12 protein-coding genes are annotated in these 15,503 nt (G+C 73.1%); 5 read left to right on the top strand and 7 right to left on the bottom strand.

What is annotated here, in order from left to right:
• Nucleotides 1–64 precede the first annotated feature (64 nt).
• From nirD to QOL88_RS12425, 3 genes are read right to left on the bottom strand one after another with little or no spacing between them, the layout of a single operon-like run.
• Nucleotides 65–415, bottom strand: coding sequence for a nitrite reductase small subunit NirD (gene nirD, locus QOL88_RS12435; RefSeq protein WP_097216490.1), 351 nt, complete (start codon nt 413–415; stop codon nt 65–67).
• Nucleotides 412–3,030: a nitrite reductase large subunit NirB gene (nirB, locus tag QOL88_RS12430; RefSeq protein ID WP_283445892.1), complete on the bottom strand. Its 2,619-nt coding sequence runs from the start codon at nt 3,028–3,030 to the stop codon at nt 412–414. The genes nirD and nirB overlap by 4 nt, the downstream gene beginning before the upstream one ends.
• Nucleotides 3,030–4,247, bottom strand: coding sequence for an NAD(P)/FAD-dependent oxidoreductase (locus QOL88_RS12425; RefSeq protein WP_097216489.1), 1,218 nt, complete (start codon nt 4,245–4,247; stop codon nt 3,030–3,032). The genes nirB and QOL88_RS12425 overlap by 1 nt, the downstream gene beginning before the upstream one ends.
• Before the next feature lie 371 nt (nt 4,248–4,618).
• On the opposite strand from QOL88_RS12425, the gene QOL88_RS12420 reads away from it, so the two are divergent.
• Nucleotides 4,619–5,401: a sulfite exporter TauE/SafE family protein gene (locus QOL88_RS12420; protein WP_097216488.1), complete on the top strand. Its 783-nt coding sequence runs from the start codon at nt 4,619–4,621 to the stop codon at nt 5,399–5,401.
• Nucleotides 5,402–5,560: 159 nt separating this feature from the next.
• On the opposite strand, the gene QOL88_RS12415 is transcribed toward QOL88_RS12420, so the two are convergent.
• A complete protein-coding gene (locus tag QOL88_RS12415; protein WP_097222964.1) occupies nt 5,561–6,166 on the bottom strand; it encodes a class F sortase in 606 nt (201 codons plus the stop codon).
• Nucleotides 6,167–6,332: 166 nt separating this feature from the next.
• Nucleotides 6,333–6,854 (bottom strand): GVDTG sorting domain-containing protein, encoded by a 522-nt coding sequence (locus tag QOL88_RS12410; RefSeq protein WP_097216486.1) that lies wholly within the window; start codon nt 6,852–6,854, stop codon nt 6,333–6,335.
• A 271-nt stretch (nt 6,855–7,125) separates the two neighbouring features.
• Here QOL88_RS12410 and QOL88_RS12405 point away from each other — a divergent pair, with 271 nt between their 5' ends.
• Nucleotides 7,126–7,773 carry an NADPH-dependent FMN reductase gene (locus QOL88_RS12405; RefSeq protein ID WP_097216485.1) on the top strand — a complete coding sequence of 216 codons (648 nt, stop codon included), beginning with the start codon at nt 7,126–7,128 and terminating at the stop codon, nt 7,771–7,773.
• A gap of 33 nt (nt 7,774–7,806) precedes the next feature.
• On the opposite strand, the gene QOL88_RS12400 is transcribed toward QOL88_RS12405, so the two are convergent.
• Nucleotides 7,807–8,223 carry a gamma-glutamylcyclotransferase family protein gene (locus tag QOL88_RS12400; RefSeq protein WP_097216484.1) on the bottom strand — a complete coding sequence of 139 codons (417 nt, stop codon included), beginning with the start codon at nt 8,221–8,223 and terminating at the stop codon, nt 7,807–7,809.
• 139 nt (nt 8,224–8,362) lie between these two features.
• On the opposite strand from QOL88_RS12400, the gene QOL88_RS12395 reads away from it, so the two are divergent.
• The gene (locus QOL88_RS12395; protein WP_097216483.1) at nt 8,363–10,009 is read left to right on the top strand and encodes a M4 family metallopeptidase; all 1,647 of its coding nucleotides are present in this window, start codon (nt 8,363–8,365) and stop codon (nt 10,007–10,009) included.
• A gap of 18 nt (nt 10,010–10,027) precedes the next feature.
• Here QOL88_RS12395 and QOL88_RS12390 read toward each other — a convergent pair whose 3' ends face one another.
• Nucleotides 10,028–12,331: a molybdopterin oxidoreductase family protein gene (locus QOL88_RS12390; RefSeq protein WP_097216482.1), complete on the bottom strand. Its 2,304-nt coding sequence runs from the start codon at nt 12,329–12,331 to the stop codon at nt 10,028–10,030.
• Nucleotides 12,332–12,725: 394 nt separating this feature from the next.
• Between QOL88_RS12390 and QOL88_RS12385 the strand changes: the two genes are divergently transcribed.
• Complete coding sequence (locus tag QOL88_RS12385; RefSeq protein ID WP_097216481.1) at nt 12,726–14,246, top strand: amino acid adenylation domain-containing protein; 1,521 nt, start codon at nt 12,726–12,728, stop codon at nt 14,244–14,246.
• Nucleotides 14,243–15,499, top strand: coding sequence for an FNR domain-containing protein (locus tag QOL88_RS12380; RefSeq protein ID WP_097216480.1), 1,257 nt, complete (start codon nt 14,243–14,245; stop codon nt 15,497–15,499). Before QOL88_RS12385 ends, QOL88_RS12380 begins: the two co-directional genes overlap by 4 nt.
• The last annotated feature ends 4 nt before the right edge of the window (nt 15,500–15,503 follow it).

Genomic DNA, 15,503 nt, shown 5'->3' with positions numbered 1-15,503 from the left:
GTTCGTGCCGGGGGCCGGATCAGCCGCAGCGTGCTGCGGTTCCGAAACTGCTCCGGCCCTCCGGCTACGCCGTCCGCACCTTGTAAGCGGTCACCCGGACCGTCTCGTCGTCCAGGCACTCGCCCGACGTCAGGTCGAAGCGCTGCTTCAGCAGGGGGGAGGCGACGAAGGGGCGGCCCTGGTGGGTGCCCGTGAGGCCTCGGGAAAGGACGGCCGCGCCGGTGAAGGGGTCGCGGTTGTCGATGGCGAAGAGGTCGCCGGAGCGGTCGCGGAAGATCGCGGCCTGCCGGCCGTCCGGCAGCAGTGCGGCCACCCCGCGGCCCGGCAGCAGCGCCGTCAGGTCGCAGACCGTGAACCAGTCGTCGTCCAGGGCGAGTTCGATCTTGAGGTCGGTGGTCTCGAGTGCCAGGGTCATCGCTGGGCGCTTCCTTCCAGTACGTCAGCGGCGGGTCGCATGCCGATGGACAGCAGCGGCAGGTCGGGCTTCATCTGGTCGCGCTCGGGCACGAAGGCGACGACGGGGTCCGGGGTGTCCGGGGCGTTCACGAAGGACACGAACCGGGCGAGCTTCTCGGGGTCGTTGATGGTCTCGGACCACTCGTCGCGGTAGTGCGCGACATGTGCCCGCATCAGCTGCTCCAGCTCGTCGCAGATGCCGAGCGAGTCGTGGACGACGACGTCCCGCACGTGGTCGAGGCCGCCGGGGATCCGCTCCAGCCAGGTGGAGGTGCGCTCCAGGCGGTCGGCCGTACGGATGTAGAACATCAGGAACCGGTCGATCAGCCGGACCAGTTCGGCGTCCGACAGGTCCTGCGCGAGCAGGTCCGCGTGGCGGGGCGTGGCGCCGCCGTTGCCGCCGACGTAGAGGTTCCAGCCGTTGGCCGTGGCGATCACGCCGAAGTCCTTCGACTGGGCCTCCGCGCACTCGCGCTGGCAGCCGGAGACCGCCGACTTGAGCTTGTGCGGCGAGCGCAGACCCCGGTAGCGCAGCTCCAGGTCGATCGCCATCTTCACCGAGTCCTGCACGCCGTAGCGGCACCAGGTCTGGCCCACACAGGACTTCACCGTGCGCAGCGACTTGCCGTAGGCGTGGCCGGACTCGAAGCCGGCGTCCACCAGCCGGGCCCAGATCAGGGGCAGTTGCTCGACGCGGGCACCGAACATGTCGATCCGCTGACCGCCGGTGATCTTCGTGTAGAGGCCGAAGTCGCGGGCGATCTCGCCGATCACGATCAGCTTCTCCGGGGCGATCTCGCCGCCGGGGATGCGCGGCACGACCGAGTACGAGCCGTTCTTCTGCAGGTTGGCCAGGAAGTGGTCGTTGGTGTCCTGAAGGGCCGCCTGCTCGCCGTCCAGGACGTAGCCGCTCGCGCCGATCGTCGGGGCGAGGGAGGCGATGATCGAGCCCACGGCCGGCTTGCAGACCTCGCAGCCGTCACCGCCCCGGGCCTCCTCGCGGCCGTGCCGGTCCAGCAGGTCCTGGTAGGTGGTGATGCGCAGGGCGTGGACGATCTCGTAGAGCTCCTCGCGGGTCTGCCCGAAGCAGCCGCACAGGCCCTTGTCGACCTCGACGCCGCTCGCCTCCAGCTCGGCGTTGACCAGCTGGCCGAGGACCTTGACGCAGGAGCCGCAGCCGGTGCCGGCCTTGGTGCACTTCTTCACCTCGGGCACGGTCGTGCACTGGTGGTCGGTGACCGCGCCGCGGATCGTGCCCTTGGAGACGTTGTGGCAGGAGCAGACGATTGCCTCGTCCGGCAGCGCGGACGGGCCGAGCTGCACGGACTCCCCGGCCCCGGCGGGCAGCACCAGTGACTCGGGCGAGACCGGCGGGACCGAGCCGGTGAACGCCTTCAGCGTGCCGTACGCCTCCGCGTCGCCGACCAGGATGCCGCCGAGCAGCGTGCCGTCCCGGCCGATGACCAGCTTCTTGTACAGGCCCGCGCGGGAGTCGGAGTAGACGACGTCCAGGCAGTCCTCGGCGGTGCCGTGCGCGTCACCGAAGGACGCCACGTCCACGCCGAGCAGCTTCAGCTTGGTGGAGAGGTCGGCGCCGAGGAAGGACGCCTCGTCCGAGGCGATCGTGGCCGCGGCCGTCTCGGCCTGCTCGTAGCCCGGGGCCACCAGGCCGTACACCCGGCCGTCGGAGGCCAGCGCGCACTCGCCGATCGCGAAGACGTGGGGGTCGGCGACCGTACGGCACTGCTCGTCGACGGTGATGCCGCCGCGCTCCCCGACCGTCAGACCGCAGTCGCGGGCCAGCTGGTCGCGGGGGCGCACACCGGCGGAGAACACCACCATGTCGGCGGCGAGTTCGGAACCGTCGGAGAGCTTCATGCCGGTGACGGCGCCCTCGGCATCGACCAGGATCTCCTGCGTGCCCACGCCCGTGTGGACGCTCAGGCCCATCTCCTCGATGGTGCGCAGCAGCGCGGCACCGCCGCCGTCGTCCACCTGGACGGGCATCAGCCGGGGCGCGAACTCCACGATGTGCGAGGTGAGTCCGAGGCCCTTCAGCGCCCCGGCGGCCTCCAGGCCGAGCAGACCGCCGCCGACCACGGCTCCCACCTTGGCCTTCGCCTTCGCGTACTCCTCGATCGCGAGGAGGTCCTCGATCGTGCGGTAGACGAAACAGCCCTCGGCGTCCTTGCCCGGGACCGGCGGGACGAAGGGGTAGGAGCCGGTGGCGAGCACGAGGGTGTCGTAGTCGAAGACCTGGCCCGAGCGGGCCGTGACCTTCCTCGCCTCACGGTCGACGGTCTCGGCCGGGTCGCCGACGTACAGCTCGATGCCGTGCGTGGCGATGAACTCCATGTCCGTCATGGAGAGGTCCTCGGGGGTCTTCCCCGAGAAGTACGAGGTGAGGGCGACGCGGTCGTAGGCCGGGCGCGGCTCCTCGCAGAGCACGACCACGCGGTGCGTGGCGGTCAGGCCGCGCTCGGCGAGCGCTTCGAGGAAGCGCTGGCCGACCATGCCGTGTCCGACGAGCACGATCGTGGGGGTGGCCTCCGTGGCCTCCGGGGTGGCGGTCATCAGGAGCCTCCATCGTTGGTGAGCAGGTGGAGCAGCGGGCCGCCGTCGGAGGGGAGCGGCTCTGCTCCCTCCCAGGCGCGGGCGAGCGCGCCGACGGTGCCGAGTTCGCCGACGAGGACCCCGCCGACCAGGCGGTCGTCGCGGACGACGACCTTGCGGTAGGTGCCGCGGGTCGCGTCGGCGAGCTGGACGACGTCGTCGCCCGGGAGGGCCTCGGTCTCGCCGAACGCGGCGAGGTCGAAGGGGCTGTCGTGCCCGTTGAGCGTGAGCCGCGTCAGGGAACGCGTACCGGTGTACCGGGCGGTGGGATCACCGGCCAGCAACTCGGCGAGCGCGTCGGCCTGTTCGAGCGCCGGAGTGGCGAGGCCGTACACCGTGCCGTGGTGCTGGACGCAGTCCCCGAGGGCGTGGATGTGCGGGTCGGAGGTGCGCAGCTCGTCGTCGACGACGATGCCCTTGCGCACCTCGAGGCCGGCCGCCTGCGCCAGACTCACCCGCGGGTGGACCCCGCAGGCCAGGACCACGAGGTCGGCGTCGAGGGCGTATCCGTCGGCCATCTCCACCGAGCGGACCGCACCGCCGACGCAGCGCACGTCGCGGACGCGCAGGTGGGTGTGCACCTCGACGCCGAGGTCAGTGAGGTGACGCCGGATCAGCTTCGAGGCGGCCGGGTCGAGCTGGCGCTCCATCAGCCGCTCGGACTGCTGGGCGAGCACGACCTGGGCGCCGCGCAGCGCGAGGGCGCGGGCGGCGGAGACTCCGAGGAGCCCGCCGCCGATCACGACCGCCTTCGAGCCCGGCCGGACCGCCTTGGACAGCCCCAGGCAGTCGTCCATGGTGCGGAACGCGTGCACACCCTCGGGCAGTTGGTGGTTCTCGGTGAACAGACCGCGCAGGGGTGGCAGCACGGGGTTGGATCCGGTGGCCAGGACGAGCGTGTCGTATGCGATCACCGAGCCGTCCGCGCACCGCACGGTCCGCGCCTCGCGGTCGATGCCGGTGACCCGGCCGCGGGTCAGTGCCGCGGGCGAGGGCAGGGCGATGACCTCGGGGCTGTACCGTCCGGCCAGCACCTCGGCGAGCAGCACCCGGTTGTAGGGCCGGTGTTCCTCCTCGCCGATCAGCAGCGCGGGCGTGCCGAGCTCACCGAGCCGCCGGGCGAGCCGTACGCCCGCGAGGCCGGTGCCGATCACCACCACACGCTTATTCGAGGTCATGTCCTTGAGCGTGCGGTGCCGGTGTTACCCGGCAGCATCACCTCTGTTTCCCGCGGGGAACGCTGCCCTCAGCAGGCGGGGGCGCCGGGTGTGAGGCTTCCTGAGGTGCGGCGACGGCGGGCTGTGAGGCTTCCTGAGGTGCGGGGACGGCGGGCTGTGAGGCGTCTTGAGGTGCGGCGACGGCGGGCTGTGAGGGGTTCCGCGGCACGGGGGCGGCGGGCTATGAGGGGGGCTGAGGTACGGCGACGGCGGGCTGCGACGGATCCCGCGACCCGGCGACGCTGAGCTGTGACGGATCCCGCAGCGAGGCGACGGCGGGCTGTGAGGGGCGTCGCAGAGGCGGCGTACCGGCCTCGCATAGGGTCGCGATCATGCCCGACATATCGCTGACCATGATCGTCCTGCTCTGCGTCGCGGCCCTCGCCGCCGGCTGGATCGATGCCGTGGTCGGCGGGGGCGGCCTCCTGCTGCTGCCCGTGCTGCTGCTCGGGCTGCCGGCGCACACACCCGCCGCGCACGCGCTCGGTACCAACAAGGCCGTCGCCATCGTCGGCACCACCGGCGCGGCCGTGACGTACGCCCGCAAGGCTCCCGTGGACGTCCGCACCGCCGTCCGCATCGGGCTGGCCGCCCTCGCCGGATCCTCGGCCGGGGCGTTCTTCGCGGCCGGGATGAGCACCGACGTCCTCAAGCCGGTGATCATGGTGGTGCTGCTGGGGGTCGCCGCCTTCGTGATCCTGCGGCCCGCCTTCGGCACGGCCCCCGCGACCGGCCCGGCCACCCCCCGTCGGATCCTCGCGGCGATCGGCCTGGCCGGACTCGGCATCGGCTTCTACGACGGACTCATCGGCCCCGGCACCGGCACGTTCCTGGTCCTCGCGCTCACCGCGATCCTCCACCTCGACCTCGTCACGGCCTCCGCCACCGCCAAGATCGTCAACTGCTGTACCAACGCGGGCGCCCTCGCCACCTTCGCCTGGCAAGGCGCGGTCCTCTGGCAGCTGGCCGCCCTGATGGCCGTCTTCAACCTGGCGGGCGGCACCCTCGGCGCCCACACCGCCCTCAAGCAGGGCAGCGGCTTCGTCCGCGTCGTGCTGCTGACGGTCGTCTTCGCCCTGGTGGGGAACCTGGCGTACGAACAGTGGCTGGCCTAGCGCCCCCGCCCGTCCAGCAGCGCGACCGTCCCCGTGCCGTCCTCGCCGCCGTGCCCCAGGGCGAGCCACCGCTCCATGAGCTCCATGTACGGCGTCAGCAACCTGAACGACGCGCTGGAGCCGCTGGGAGCCTGGGGGCGGGCCCCTGTCCTGGGCGGGTCACCGACTGCCGGTGAGGTGCGCGAAGACGACGACGTTCCCCTGGTACCCGGTGCCGCGTGAGAACCCGCCGCCGCAGGTGATGACCCGCAGTTCGGGGCGGCGGGCGGCGCCGTAGACCTTCTCGTCGGGGAAGTCCTTCGCGGCGTACACCTCGACGGCGTCCACGGTGAACACCGCGACGCCGCCGTCCCGCCGGTCCACCTCGATGGTGCTGCCCCGGGCCAGGGCGCCGAGGTCGTAGAAGACGGCGGGGCCGTCGGCGTTGTCGACGTGGCCGGCGACGATCGCCGTGCCCGGCTCACCGGGGGTGGTGCCGGCCTCGTACCAGCCGGCCAGGTTCTCGTCCGCCGCGGGCGGTACGTCGAGGCTGCCGGTCCTCGTCAGGCCGAGCCCGGTCAGCGGGGCGTTCACCCGGATCGCCGGGATGCGGATGCGGTCGGGCGGCGAGGGCGGCAGCGCGGGCACGGCGGGCCGCTCGCCGACCCGGCCGTCCAGCCCGGCCCGGGCCTGCGCGGCGGAGGGCTGCGGCGGGGCGTGCGTTCCGGCACCGTCGCGCAGCAGCCACACCCCCGAGCACAGGGCGAACACCGTGACGGCCGCCATGGCCGCGTTCGCGGGATCGCGGAGGCCGCTGCCGACCCTGGGGAACCTGCGCACACCCACCCCTTTCTGAGCTTCGGCCCCGTACCCCCCTCCGGGCCGCGAGGGGCGTCGGACCCGGAGGGGGAGGGGACATGCGGTACCGGCGACGGACAGCGGAGGGTGTCCGTCAGATCCCGTCGCCTCTCGCCCGGCGATGCAGGAGCCAGGTACCGCCCGCGGCGGCGACGGCGAGGGCCGCCACACCGGCCGCGGTCTGCACGGGGTCGGGGCCCAGTGCGCCGCCGACCCCCGTCTTCACGCTCCCCCGTGGATGCACCTGCCCGCGCATCGACGTCAGCGTGACCACCAGGTCCCCGGTGGTCCGCCGGCCGCTGCCGCCGCAGGTGGCGGTGATCTCGTACGTCCCCGGCTGCGCGCTCGGCGGCACCCTGAACCGCCCGGTCGCGTCCTGCCCGTGCGCGTCCGGCGCCAGGCTCAGGGAACCGGCCCCGACCGCGCTGGCGTCACCCGTCGCCGAGCCGCCGTCGCCGCAGGCCGCCGTGCGCACCGTGACCTGACCGCCGGGCACGACCGAGGCGGGGGACACGTCCAGGCCACCGGCGGACGCGCCGTACGCGGGGGCGGCGGCGAGAGCCGCGGCGGCGACGGCGAGCGCGATGCCGGTCAGCGGCCGGGCGGTACGTCGCATCGGTGCTCCCCCTTCGAGCGGGTCGGTCGTGCGCCTGCCCTTCCGAGGTAACGGGCAGCGGCACCGACGCGCTTGCTGAGGGAGCGTCAGAATTGGGGTGAATGGGTGTCAGGGGGAGGTGAACCGCTGGCTCCGCGCGGTCGTTTCGGCAGGTCACGGGCGTTCGGTGAGCGGGGTGCGGAAATGCGCGGGGTGCGCGTGTGAACGGGTGACCCGGGTTCACGCGTCGCCGCTTGACCTCAAGGATGGTTGAGGTACGAGGCTGTGCCGCATGAACACGACCACCACCGAACCGCCCGCCCGTCAGCAGACCGCGACGGACAAGGCTGCCCGTCAGCAGTCCTCGACCGACCCCCTCCGCCTGACCCTCGTCATGGGCAGCAACCGGCACGGACGCTTCGGCCCCGTCGTCGCGGACTGGCTCCTCGACCGCATCCGGGACCGTGCCGACCTGGTCGCCGAGGTCGTGGACGTCGCCGAGGCCGCCCTGCCCATGTCCCTCGAACCGACCCCGGAGGCGACCGCCGCGCTGTCCGGCATCACCCCGAAGCTGGCCCGCGCGGACGCCTTCGTGGTGCTCACCCCCGAGTACAACCACTCCTTCCCGGCGGGCCTGAAGAACCTCGTCGACTGGCACTTCACGGAATGGCAGGCCAAGCCCGTCGGCCTGGTCTCCTACGGCGGCCTGTCCGGCGGCCTGCGCGCGGTGGAGCACCTGCGTCAGGTCTTCGCGGAGCTCCATGCCGTGACGGTCCGCGACACCGTCTCCTTCCACCACGCCGGTGCCTCGTTCGACGACCGGGGCGCCCTGCGCGACCCGTCCGGCCCGGACGCGGCGGCGAAGACCATGCTCGACCAACTGGTGTGGTGGGGACGCGCGTTGCGGGAGGCCCGGGTGAACCGGCCGTACGGGGGCTGAACCCGCGTCGACACCCCTCTCACACCTCGCCTCTCACACCCGCGCCCGCCAGTCCCCGCCCGCGATCGCCCGCCCCCGGGCCCGCAGCCGCGCGGCGACGGCGGGCGCGGCCAGGTACACCCAGGCCGGCACGGCCGCCCCGTCGGCCTCCCGTACGACCTGCCGCTCGACGCGCACGTACAGACTGCGCGGATCCCCCGGCGCGTACTCCTCCAGCCGGTCCAGCTCGGCGAGCAGCCCCTCGTACGCCTCCGGCAGCGCGGTGACGAGTTCCCCGCCGACCACGCCGCCGCCCGGCTCCTCGACCGCGTACGGATAGCCCGGTCCCTCGTACAGCACCGCGTCCGCGAGCCTGCCCGGCTCCTCGGAACGGGTGCGGCCGCGCAGGAAGAGGCCGTGGTTGACCTCCCCGGGACGGAGGGTGCCGTAGACGAAGAAAGGGAGGGTCACAGGAACGATTCTGCACCCTCACACACCTCCACATCGGGGCTATGGACATGCCATGTCCGCGCCGCCTTAACTCGCGGTCAACATCAACGCCGCCCCCGGTCGACCCCACGCGACCGGGTGCGCCCGTATGAGGAGACCGATGAGTCGGATACGTCATGTCCGCGGTTCCCGTCTCGCCCTCGCCGGTGTGGCCGTCACCGGCACCACCGCCCTGCTGGCCGCCGTCCTCTCCCCGGCCGCCGGCGCGGCGGACCGGCCGACCAGGTCGGCCGCGATCGAGGACGCGGAGGCGGTGCTCGCGGACCGGGCCGGAGCCCTGGGCCTCACCTCGGCCCAGGAGACGAAGGTCCGGGACGTCGTCGTCGACGATGACGGCACCCGGCACGTCCGCTACGACCGCGCCTACCACCGGCTCCCGGTCCTCGGCGGGGACTTCGTCCTCCACCTGAACCCGGACGGCACCTACCGCGGCACGAGCCGTGCGACGAAGTCCGCGCTCTCCCTCGCGAGCGTCACCCCGAAGGTGACCGCCCCCAAGGCCGCCGACCTCGCGGCGAACCTGCTGCGCGCGGCCCACCTCGGCGAGACCCTGAAGAGGCTGACCGCCAAGCCGCGCCTGGTCGTCGACGCCCTGCACGGCGCCCCGAAGCTGGCCTGGCAGACCGACGCGGTGGCCCACGACGAGATCGGCAACCCCGTCGGGCGCACGGTCCTGACCGACGCGAGGACCGGCGCCCGGATCGACGCCTGGGACTCCATGGAGTCGGCGTCGGGCGACGGCAAGTCCCTCTACGGCGGCACGGTTCCACTGGAGACGACGGCGGCCGGCTCGTCGTACCAGCTCAAGGACGCGACGCGCGGCGGCACGTACACCGGAGACGCCGAGAACAAGACGGACAAGTGCCTGCTGACCGTCTGCCTGACCCGCGCCCCCGCGACGCTCTTCACGGACGCCGACAACCAGTGGGGGACGGGCGCGTCGGCCGACCGGTCCACGGTGGCGGTGGACGCCCAGTACGGCACGGACGTCACCTGGGACTACTACAAGAAGGTCCACGGCCGTAACGGCATCGCCGGCGACGGCAAGGGCTCCTTCAACCGCGTCCACTACGGCAAGGACTACAACAACGCCTTCTGGGACGACAACTGCTTCTGCATGACGTACGGCGACGGCGACGGCAAGCTGATGGGCCCGCTGGTGTCGCTGGACGTCGCCGGGCACGAGATGTCCCACGGCGTGACGTCGAAGACGGCGGCGCTGACGTACTCGGGCGAGTCCGGCGGCCTGAACGAGGCCACGTCGGACATCTTCGGGACGCTGGTGGAGTTCCACGCGGCCAACGCCGAGGACCGGGGCGACTGGCTCATCGGCGAGAAGGTCGTCCGCTCCGGCCTCGGCCGCGAGGCCCTGCGCTTCATGGACAAGCCGTCCAAGGACGGCAAGTCGGCGGACTGCTGGAACGCGAAGCTCGGCGACCTCGACGTGCACTACTCCTCCGGCGTCGGCAACCACTTCGCCTACCTGCTCGCGGAGGGCAGCGGCGGCAAGACCCTCAACGGCGTCGCCTACAACTCCCCGACCTGCGACGGCTCCACGGTGACCGGCATCGGCCGGGCCAAGCTGGGCAAGATCTGGTATCGCGCGCTGACGGTCTACATGACGTCCTCGACGACCTACGCGGACGCGCGCACGGCGACCCTGAGCGCGGCGAAGGACCTCTACGGCGGCGACAGCACCGAGCAGAAGGCGGTCGCGGCGGCGTGGAAGGCCGTCGCCGTGAGCTGATCCCCGGTGTCTGTCGCCCTACCCCTCGACGGTCTCCAGCCGCACCGCGCACGCCTTGAACTCCGGCATCCGGGAGGTCGGGTCGAGCGCGGGGTTGGTGAGGGTGTTGGCGCGGCCCTCGCCCGGCCAGTGGAAGGGCATGAAGACGGTGTCGGGCCGGATGGCGTCCGTGATCCTCGCGGGCGCCACGGCCCGGCCCCGCCGTGACACGACGGCCACCGGGTCGCCCTCGGCCGCCCCCAGCCGGGCGGCCAGCCTCGGGTGCAGCTCCACGAAGGGCCCGGGCGCGGCGGTGTTCAGCTCCGCCACCCGCCGGGTCTGCGCCCCGGACTGGTACTGCGCCACGACCCGCCCGGTGGTCAGCAGCACCGGGTACTCGTCGTCCGGTTCCTCGGCGATCGCGCGGTGCGAGACGGGGACGAAGCGGGCGCGGCCGTCGGGGGTGGCGAAACGGTCGAGAAACAGGCGGGGCGTGCCGGGGTGGATCCCTGCCGGTCCGTCCGTCGCGACGGCCGGGCGGCCCGGGGCGCGCCCTTGCGTGCCGGGGCCGGCCGCCGCGTCGTCGGACCCGGCCGGTTCTCCCGGCGCGGGCCGCCCGGGCAGGCCGGGCGCCGCAACCCCTGACCCCGTCGTCACGAAGGAACGGCCCCCCGGAGCCTCCACCCCTTCCGGCCCTTCCGCTTCCGCCTCCACCCCTTCCGGCCCTTCCGCCTCTTCCGCCGGACAGGGCCAGAACACCCCGTTCCCCTCCGCCAGCCGCCGGTAGGTGATCCCCGAGTAGTCCGCCGCCCCGCCCGCCGACGCCCGGCGCAGCTCCTCGAAGACCTCCTCCGGGTCCGTCGGGAAGCCCTTCTCCACGCCCAGGCGGGCGGCCAGTTCGTGCAGCACCTCCAGGTCGCTGCGGATGCCGTCCGGCGGGGTGACCGCCCGGCGCCGCAGCAGCACCCTGCCCTCCAGGTTCGTCGTCGTGCCCGTCTCCTCGGCCCACTGGGTGACCGGCAGGACCACGTCCGCGAGCTCCGCCGTCTCCGACAGCACCACGTCGCAGACCGCCAGGAAGTCCAGTGACCTGATGCGCTCCTCGACGTGCGCGGCACGCGGCGCCGACACCACCGGGTTGGACGCCATCAGCAGCAGCGATCTGATGTCGCTGCCCAGCGCGTCCAGCAGCTCGTACGCACTGCGCCCCGGCCCGGGCAGGCTGTCCGGGTCGACTCCCCACACCTCGGCGACATGCGCCCGCGCGGCCGGGTCGTCCAGCTTGCGGTAGCCCGGCAACTGGTCGGCCTTCTGCCCGTGTTCACGCCCGCCCTGCCCGTTGCCCTGCCCGGTCAGGCAGCCGTACCCGGACAGCGGGCGGCCCGCCCGGCCGGTCGCCAGGCACAGGTTGATCCACGCGCCCACCGTGTCGGTGCCCTTGGACTGCTGCTCGGGCCCGCGCGCGGTGAGCACCATCGCCGACTCCGGCTCACAGAACAGCCGTACGGTCTCCCGCAGTTGAGGAACGGACACCCCCGTGATCCGCTCCACGTACTCCGGCCAGTGCGCCATCGCCGCCGCCCGGGCGTCCTCCCAGCCGGCCGTGCGCTCGCGGACGTACTCCTCGTCCACCCGGCCCTCGGCGATCACCAGGTGCAGCAGGCCCAGGGCGAGGGCCAGGTCCGTGCCCGGCCGGGGCGCCAGGTGCAGGTCCGCCTGCTCGGCGGTCTTCGTGCGGCGCGGGTCGATGACGATCAGCGTGCCGCCGTTCTCCCGCAGCTCGGTGAAGAACCGCAGCGACGGCGGCATGGTCTCCGCGAGGTTCGACCCGACGAGGATCACGCAGCCGGACTTCGGGATGTCCTCCAGCGGGAACGGCAGCCCCCGGTCGAGACCGAACGCCTTGATGCCGGCGGCCGCCGCCGACGACATGCAGAAGCGGCCGTTGTAGTCGATCTGGGACGTGCCGAGCACGACGCGCGCGAACTTGCCGAGCGTGTACGCCTTCTCGTTCGTCAGCCCGCCCCCGCCGAACACCCCGAGCGCGTCCGGCCCGTACTCCGCGCGTGTGCGTCCCAGCCCCTCGGCGATCCGGTCCAGCGCCTCCTCCCAGGAGGCGGGCACCAGCGTGCCGCTCTCGTCGCGCACCAACGGGGAGGTCAGCCGCACGCCGGGCGCGAGCACCGCCGCGGCCGTCCGGCCCTTGCCGCACAGGGCGCCACGGTTCACGGGGAAGTCCGGGCGCTCGCTCACCTCGACGGTCCCGTCCGGCGCGGGAGTCAGGTTCATCCCGCACTGCAGGGCGCAGTACGGGCAGTGCGTGGGCGTCACGGTGCTCTGCATACCGTTCAGCGTGCGTCGGCCGTGTTACGCCCGGGCCGGTTCCCTGTTACGCGGCCGGGACGGCAACCTCCCCACCGCCGGCCCTCCCGCGTGAGGCAGCAGCCCCCCGCCCTGGTCAGAGACAGGCCCGCCCTCCTTCAGGTTGCCGCCGACCGGCACGGACGTTGCCCGTGGGACGAGAATCGCCACATGTGGCTCATTGCGTTCCTTTCTTGGCCGATCCGGCCTCGTTGAGAGTTGAAGCAGCCGCACTACGCTCTCGCTACGCGCAGCGCTCGCACGACTCCGCACGGCGTTCGACACCCGGGCATGCCCGCCGCTCACGGCTGCATCCACCCGCGGCCCCGCCGCGGGTGGCCATCCGACCTCGAAACAGCCAGGAGGCCACCCGACCATGCCTCTGCGCCACTTGACCCCCCATGACCAGCAGCTCTTCCGGCAGTACGGACGGGGCCCCACCGTCCCCGTCCCCGACCCCCTCCTGCACCACGCCGTCGCCCGGCACGCCCTGGCCACCCCGCACGCCGTCGCCGCCGAACACCAGGGCGCCCGCATCACGTACGGCGAGCTCGACCGGTACGCCGGTGCCCTCGCCGCCCGCCTGGTCCGCGAGGGCGTACGCCCCGGCGACCACGTCGGCCTGTTCGTCCGCCGCTCGATCCCGATGCTGGTCGGCCTGCTCGGCATCCTGAAGGCCGGCGCCGCCTACGTCCCGCAGGACATCGGCCTCGCACCCCCGGCCCAGCTCACCCACGTCATCCGCACCGCCCGCACCCGGGTCGTCCTCACGGTCGCCGAGCACGCCCACCGCGTGCCCCTGCCGGACTGCCATCTGCTGCTCCCGCTCGACGAGCCGCTGCCGTACGCCCCGGCCCCGCGCGTCCGCGTCACCGGCGACGACGGCGCCTACGTCCTGTTCACCTCCGGCACCACCGGACGCCCCAACGGAGTGAAGGTCACCCACCGCAACGTCGCCAACCTCCTGCTCACCGCCCCGGGCGGCCTCGGCGTCCGCCCCGGCGACCGCGTCGCCCAGCTCCTCAACATCGCCTTCGACATGGCCGCCTGGGAGATCCTCGGCTGCCTCGCCCACGGCGGCACGCTCGTCATCCGGGGCAAGGACCTCGCCGCGGCGGCCCGCACGGCGGACGTGCTCGTCGCGACCCCGACCGTGCTGTCCGGCCTCGACCCGGCCGCCTGCCCGCGGGTGCGCACGGTCGCCGTCGCGGGTGAGCCCTGCCCGCGCCCGCTGGCCGACCGGTGGGCCCGGCAGGCCGCCTTCTTCAACTGCTGCGGCCCGACGGAGACGACGATCGTCAACACGATGAGCCGCCACGACCCGTCAGCCCCGCTGCTCACCATCGGCCGCCCCACCCCCAACAACACGGTCTACGTCCTCGACGCCGACCGCCGCCCCCTGCCGATCGGCGAGGTGGGTGAGATGTGGGCCGGCGGCGCCTGCGTCTCCGCCGGCTACCTCGGCGACGACGCCCTCAACGCCGAGCGCTACGCCCCCGACCCGTTCCTCGGCGGCGGCCGGCGCATGTTCCGCACCCGCGACCTCGGCCGCTGGACCCCCGGGGGCGAACTGGAGCACCTGGGCCGCACCGACGACCAGGTCAAGGTGCGCGGCTTCCGCGTCGAGCTGGACTCCGTCTCCTCGGTCCTGGAGTCGGCCGCCGGCTGCACCCGCGCCGTCACCCTGAGAAGCGACGCCCGCACCCTGGTCTCCTTCGTCTGCCCGGCGGACGTCGACCCGGACGCCGCCCGCCGGGCGGTCGCGGACGCCCTGCCGTACTACTGCGTCCCCGAGCAGGTCCTGCCGCTGGCCTTCCTCCCCGAGACCGACCGCGGCAAGGTCGACAAACAGGCGCTGCTGCACATGATCGAGGAGCGCGTGGCGGTGGCCCGATGACCACGTCCCCGCCCCGGAGCCAGCAGGCCACCGGCGGACTCCCGCCGCTCCTGTCCGGCCCGCGCCGCCTGCTCAAACACCCCCGCCTGATGCACTACAACCGACTGGCCGCCCTGGTCCTGCTGGCCAACGCGGTCTTCGCGGCGACCGCCTGGCCGCTGACGGCGCCCACCCTCGGGCACGCGGCCCTCGCCAACCTCGCCCTCGCCGTCGTCGTGCGCCAGCAGTACGTCGTCAACCTGCTGTTCCGCCTGGCGACTTCGGCGCCGACCAGCTGGCCGCTGCGGGTCCGCTGGACGCTCGGCAAGGTGTACCACTTCGGCGGACTGCACGTCGGCGGGGCGCTGGCGGGCACGGCCTGGTTCCTGGCGCTGACGATCACGACACCCAGCGGTCCCCTCAGGGCCGTCGGCTGGGCCCTGATCGCCCTCCTCGTCCTGATCATCGCCACCGCCCTGCCGCCTTTCCGCTCCCGCCACCACGACCACTTCGAGAAGATCCACCGCTTCGGCGGCTGGACGGCCCTGGCCCTGTTCTGGACGCACACGCTGCTGGCGTCGCCGGGCCCCTGGGAGGTCGGCACCCTCGCGGTGGTCACCTTCAGCGTCGCCCTGCCCTGGCTGCGGCTGCGCAAGGTGGACGTCCGCCTCGAACGCCCCTCCTCCCACGTCGTCCTGGCCCGCTTCGACCACGGCGAGACCCCCTTCGCGGGCTCGTCCACCGCGATCAGCCGCAGCCCGCTGACGGAATGGCACTCCTTCGCCAACGTCCCCGCCCCCGGCGAGTCCGGCTTCCGGCTCACGATCTCCCGGGCCGGCGACTGGACCGGCTCCTTCATCGACGACCTGCCCCGGCAGGTGTGGGTCAAGGGCATCACCACGGCCGGCGTCGCCAACATCGAGGTCCTGTTCACCAAGGTGGTCTACGTCGCCACCGGCAGCGGCATCGGCCCCTGCCTGCCCCATCTGCTCGCCGCCCAGGTGCCCTCCCGGCTCGTCTGGGCGACCCGCGACCCCCGCACGACCTACGGCGACGCCCTGGTCGACGAGATCCTCGCCGTCCAGCCGCACGCCCTGATCTGGGACACCTCCCGGCACGGCAAGCCCGACATGGTGCGCCTCGCCCACGAGGCCTGCCGGGACTTCGGCGCCGAGGCGGTCATCTGCATCTCCAACAAGAAGCTGACCTGGCAGGTGGTCCACGGCCTGGAGCGGCGGGGCATCCCGGCGTACGGCGCGATCTGGGACTCGTAGAAGG

This window comes from Streptomyces sp. Ag82_O1-12, from assembly GCF_900182715.1.
Classification (GTDB): Bacteria; Actinomycetota; Actinomycetes; order Streptomycetales; family Streptomycetaceae; genus Streptomyces; species Streptomyces massasporeus.
This window is presented reverse-complemented; position numbering and strand designations above follow the sequence as displayed.

What these genes read in the sequence shown, in the direction of transcription:
- nirD (WP_097216490.1), bottom strand. Translation starts at nt 415, where the DNA reads ATGACCCTGGCACTCGAGACCACCGACCTCAAGATCGAACTCGCCCTG.
- nirB (WP_283445892.1), bottom strand. Translation starts at nt 3,030, where the DNA reads ATGACCGCCACCCCGGAGGCCACGGAGGCCACCCCCACGATCGTGCTC.
- QOL88_RS12425 (WP_097216489.1), bottom strand. Translation starts at nt 4,247, where the DNA reads ATGACCTCGAATAAGCGTGTGGTGGTGATCGGCACCGGCCTCGCGGGC.
- QOL88_RS12420 (WP_097216488.1), top strand. Translation starts at nt 4,619, where the DNA reads ATGCCCGACATATCGCTGACCATGATCGTCCTGCTCTGCGTCGCGGCC.
- QOL88_RS12415 (WP_097222964.1), bottom strand. Translation starts at nt 6,166, where the DNA reads ATGGCGGCCGTCACGGTGTTCGCCCTGTGCTCGGGGGTGTGGCTGCTG.
- QOL88_RS12410 (WP_097216486.1), bottom strand. Translation starts at nt 6,854, where the DNA reads ATGCGACGTACCGCCCGGCCGCTGACCGGCATCGCGCTCGCCGTCGCC.
- QOL88_RS12405 (WP_097216485.1), top strand. Translation starts at nt 7,126, where the DNA reads ATGAACACGACCACCACCGAACCGCCCGCCCGTCAGCAGACCGCGACG.
- QOL88_RS12395 (WP_097216483.1), top strand. Translation starts at nt 8,363, where the DNA reads ATGAGTCGGATACGTCATGTCCGCGGTTCCCGTCTCGCCCTCGCCGGT.
- QOL88_RS12390 (WP_097216482.1), bottom strand. Translation starts at nt 12,331, where the DNA reads ATGCAGAGCACCGTGACGCCCACGCACTGCCCGTACTGCGCCCTGCAG.
- QOL88_RS12385 (WP_097216481.1), top strand. Translation starts at nt 12,726, where the DNA reads ATGCCTCTGCGCCACTTGACCCCCCATGACCAGCAGCTCTTCCGGCAG.
- QOL88_RS12380 (WP_097216480.1), top strand. Translation starts at nt 14,243, where the DNA reads ATGACCACGTCCCCGCCCCGGAGCCAGCAGGCCACCGGCGGACTCCCG.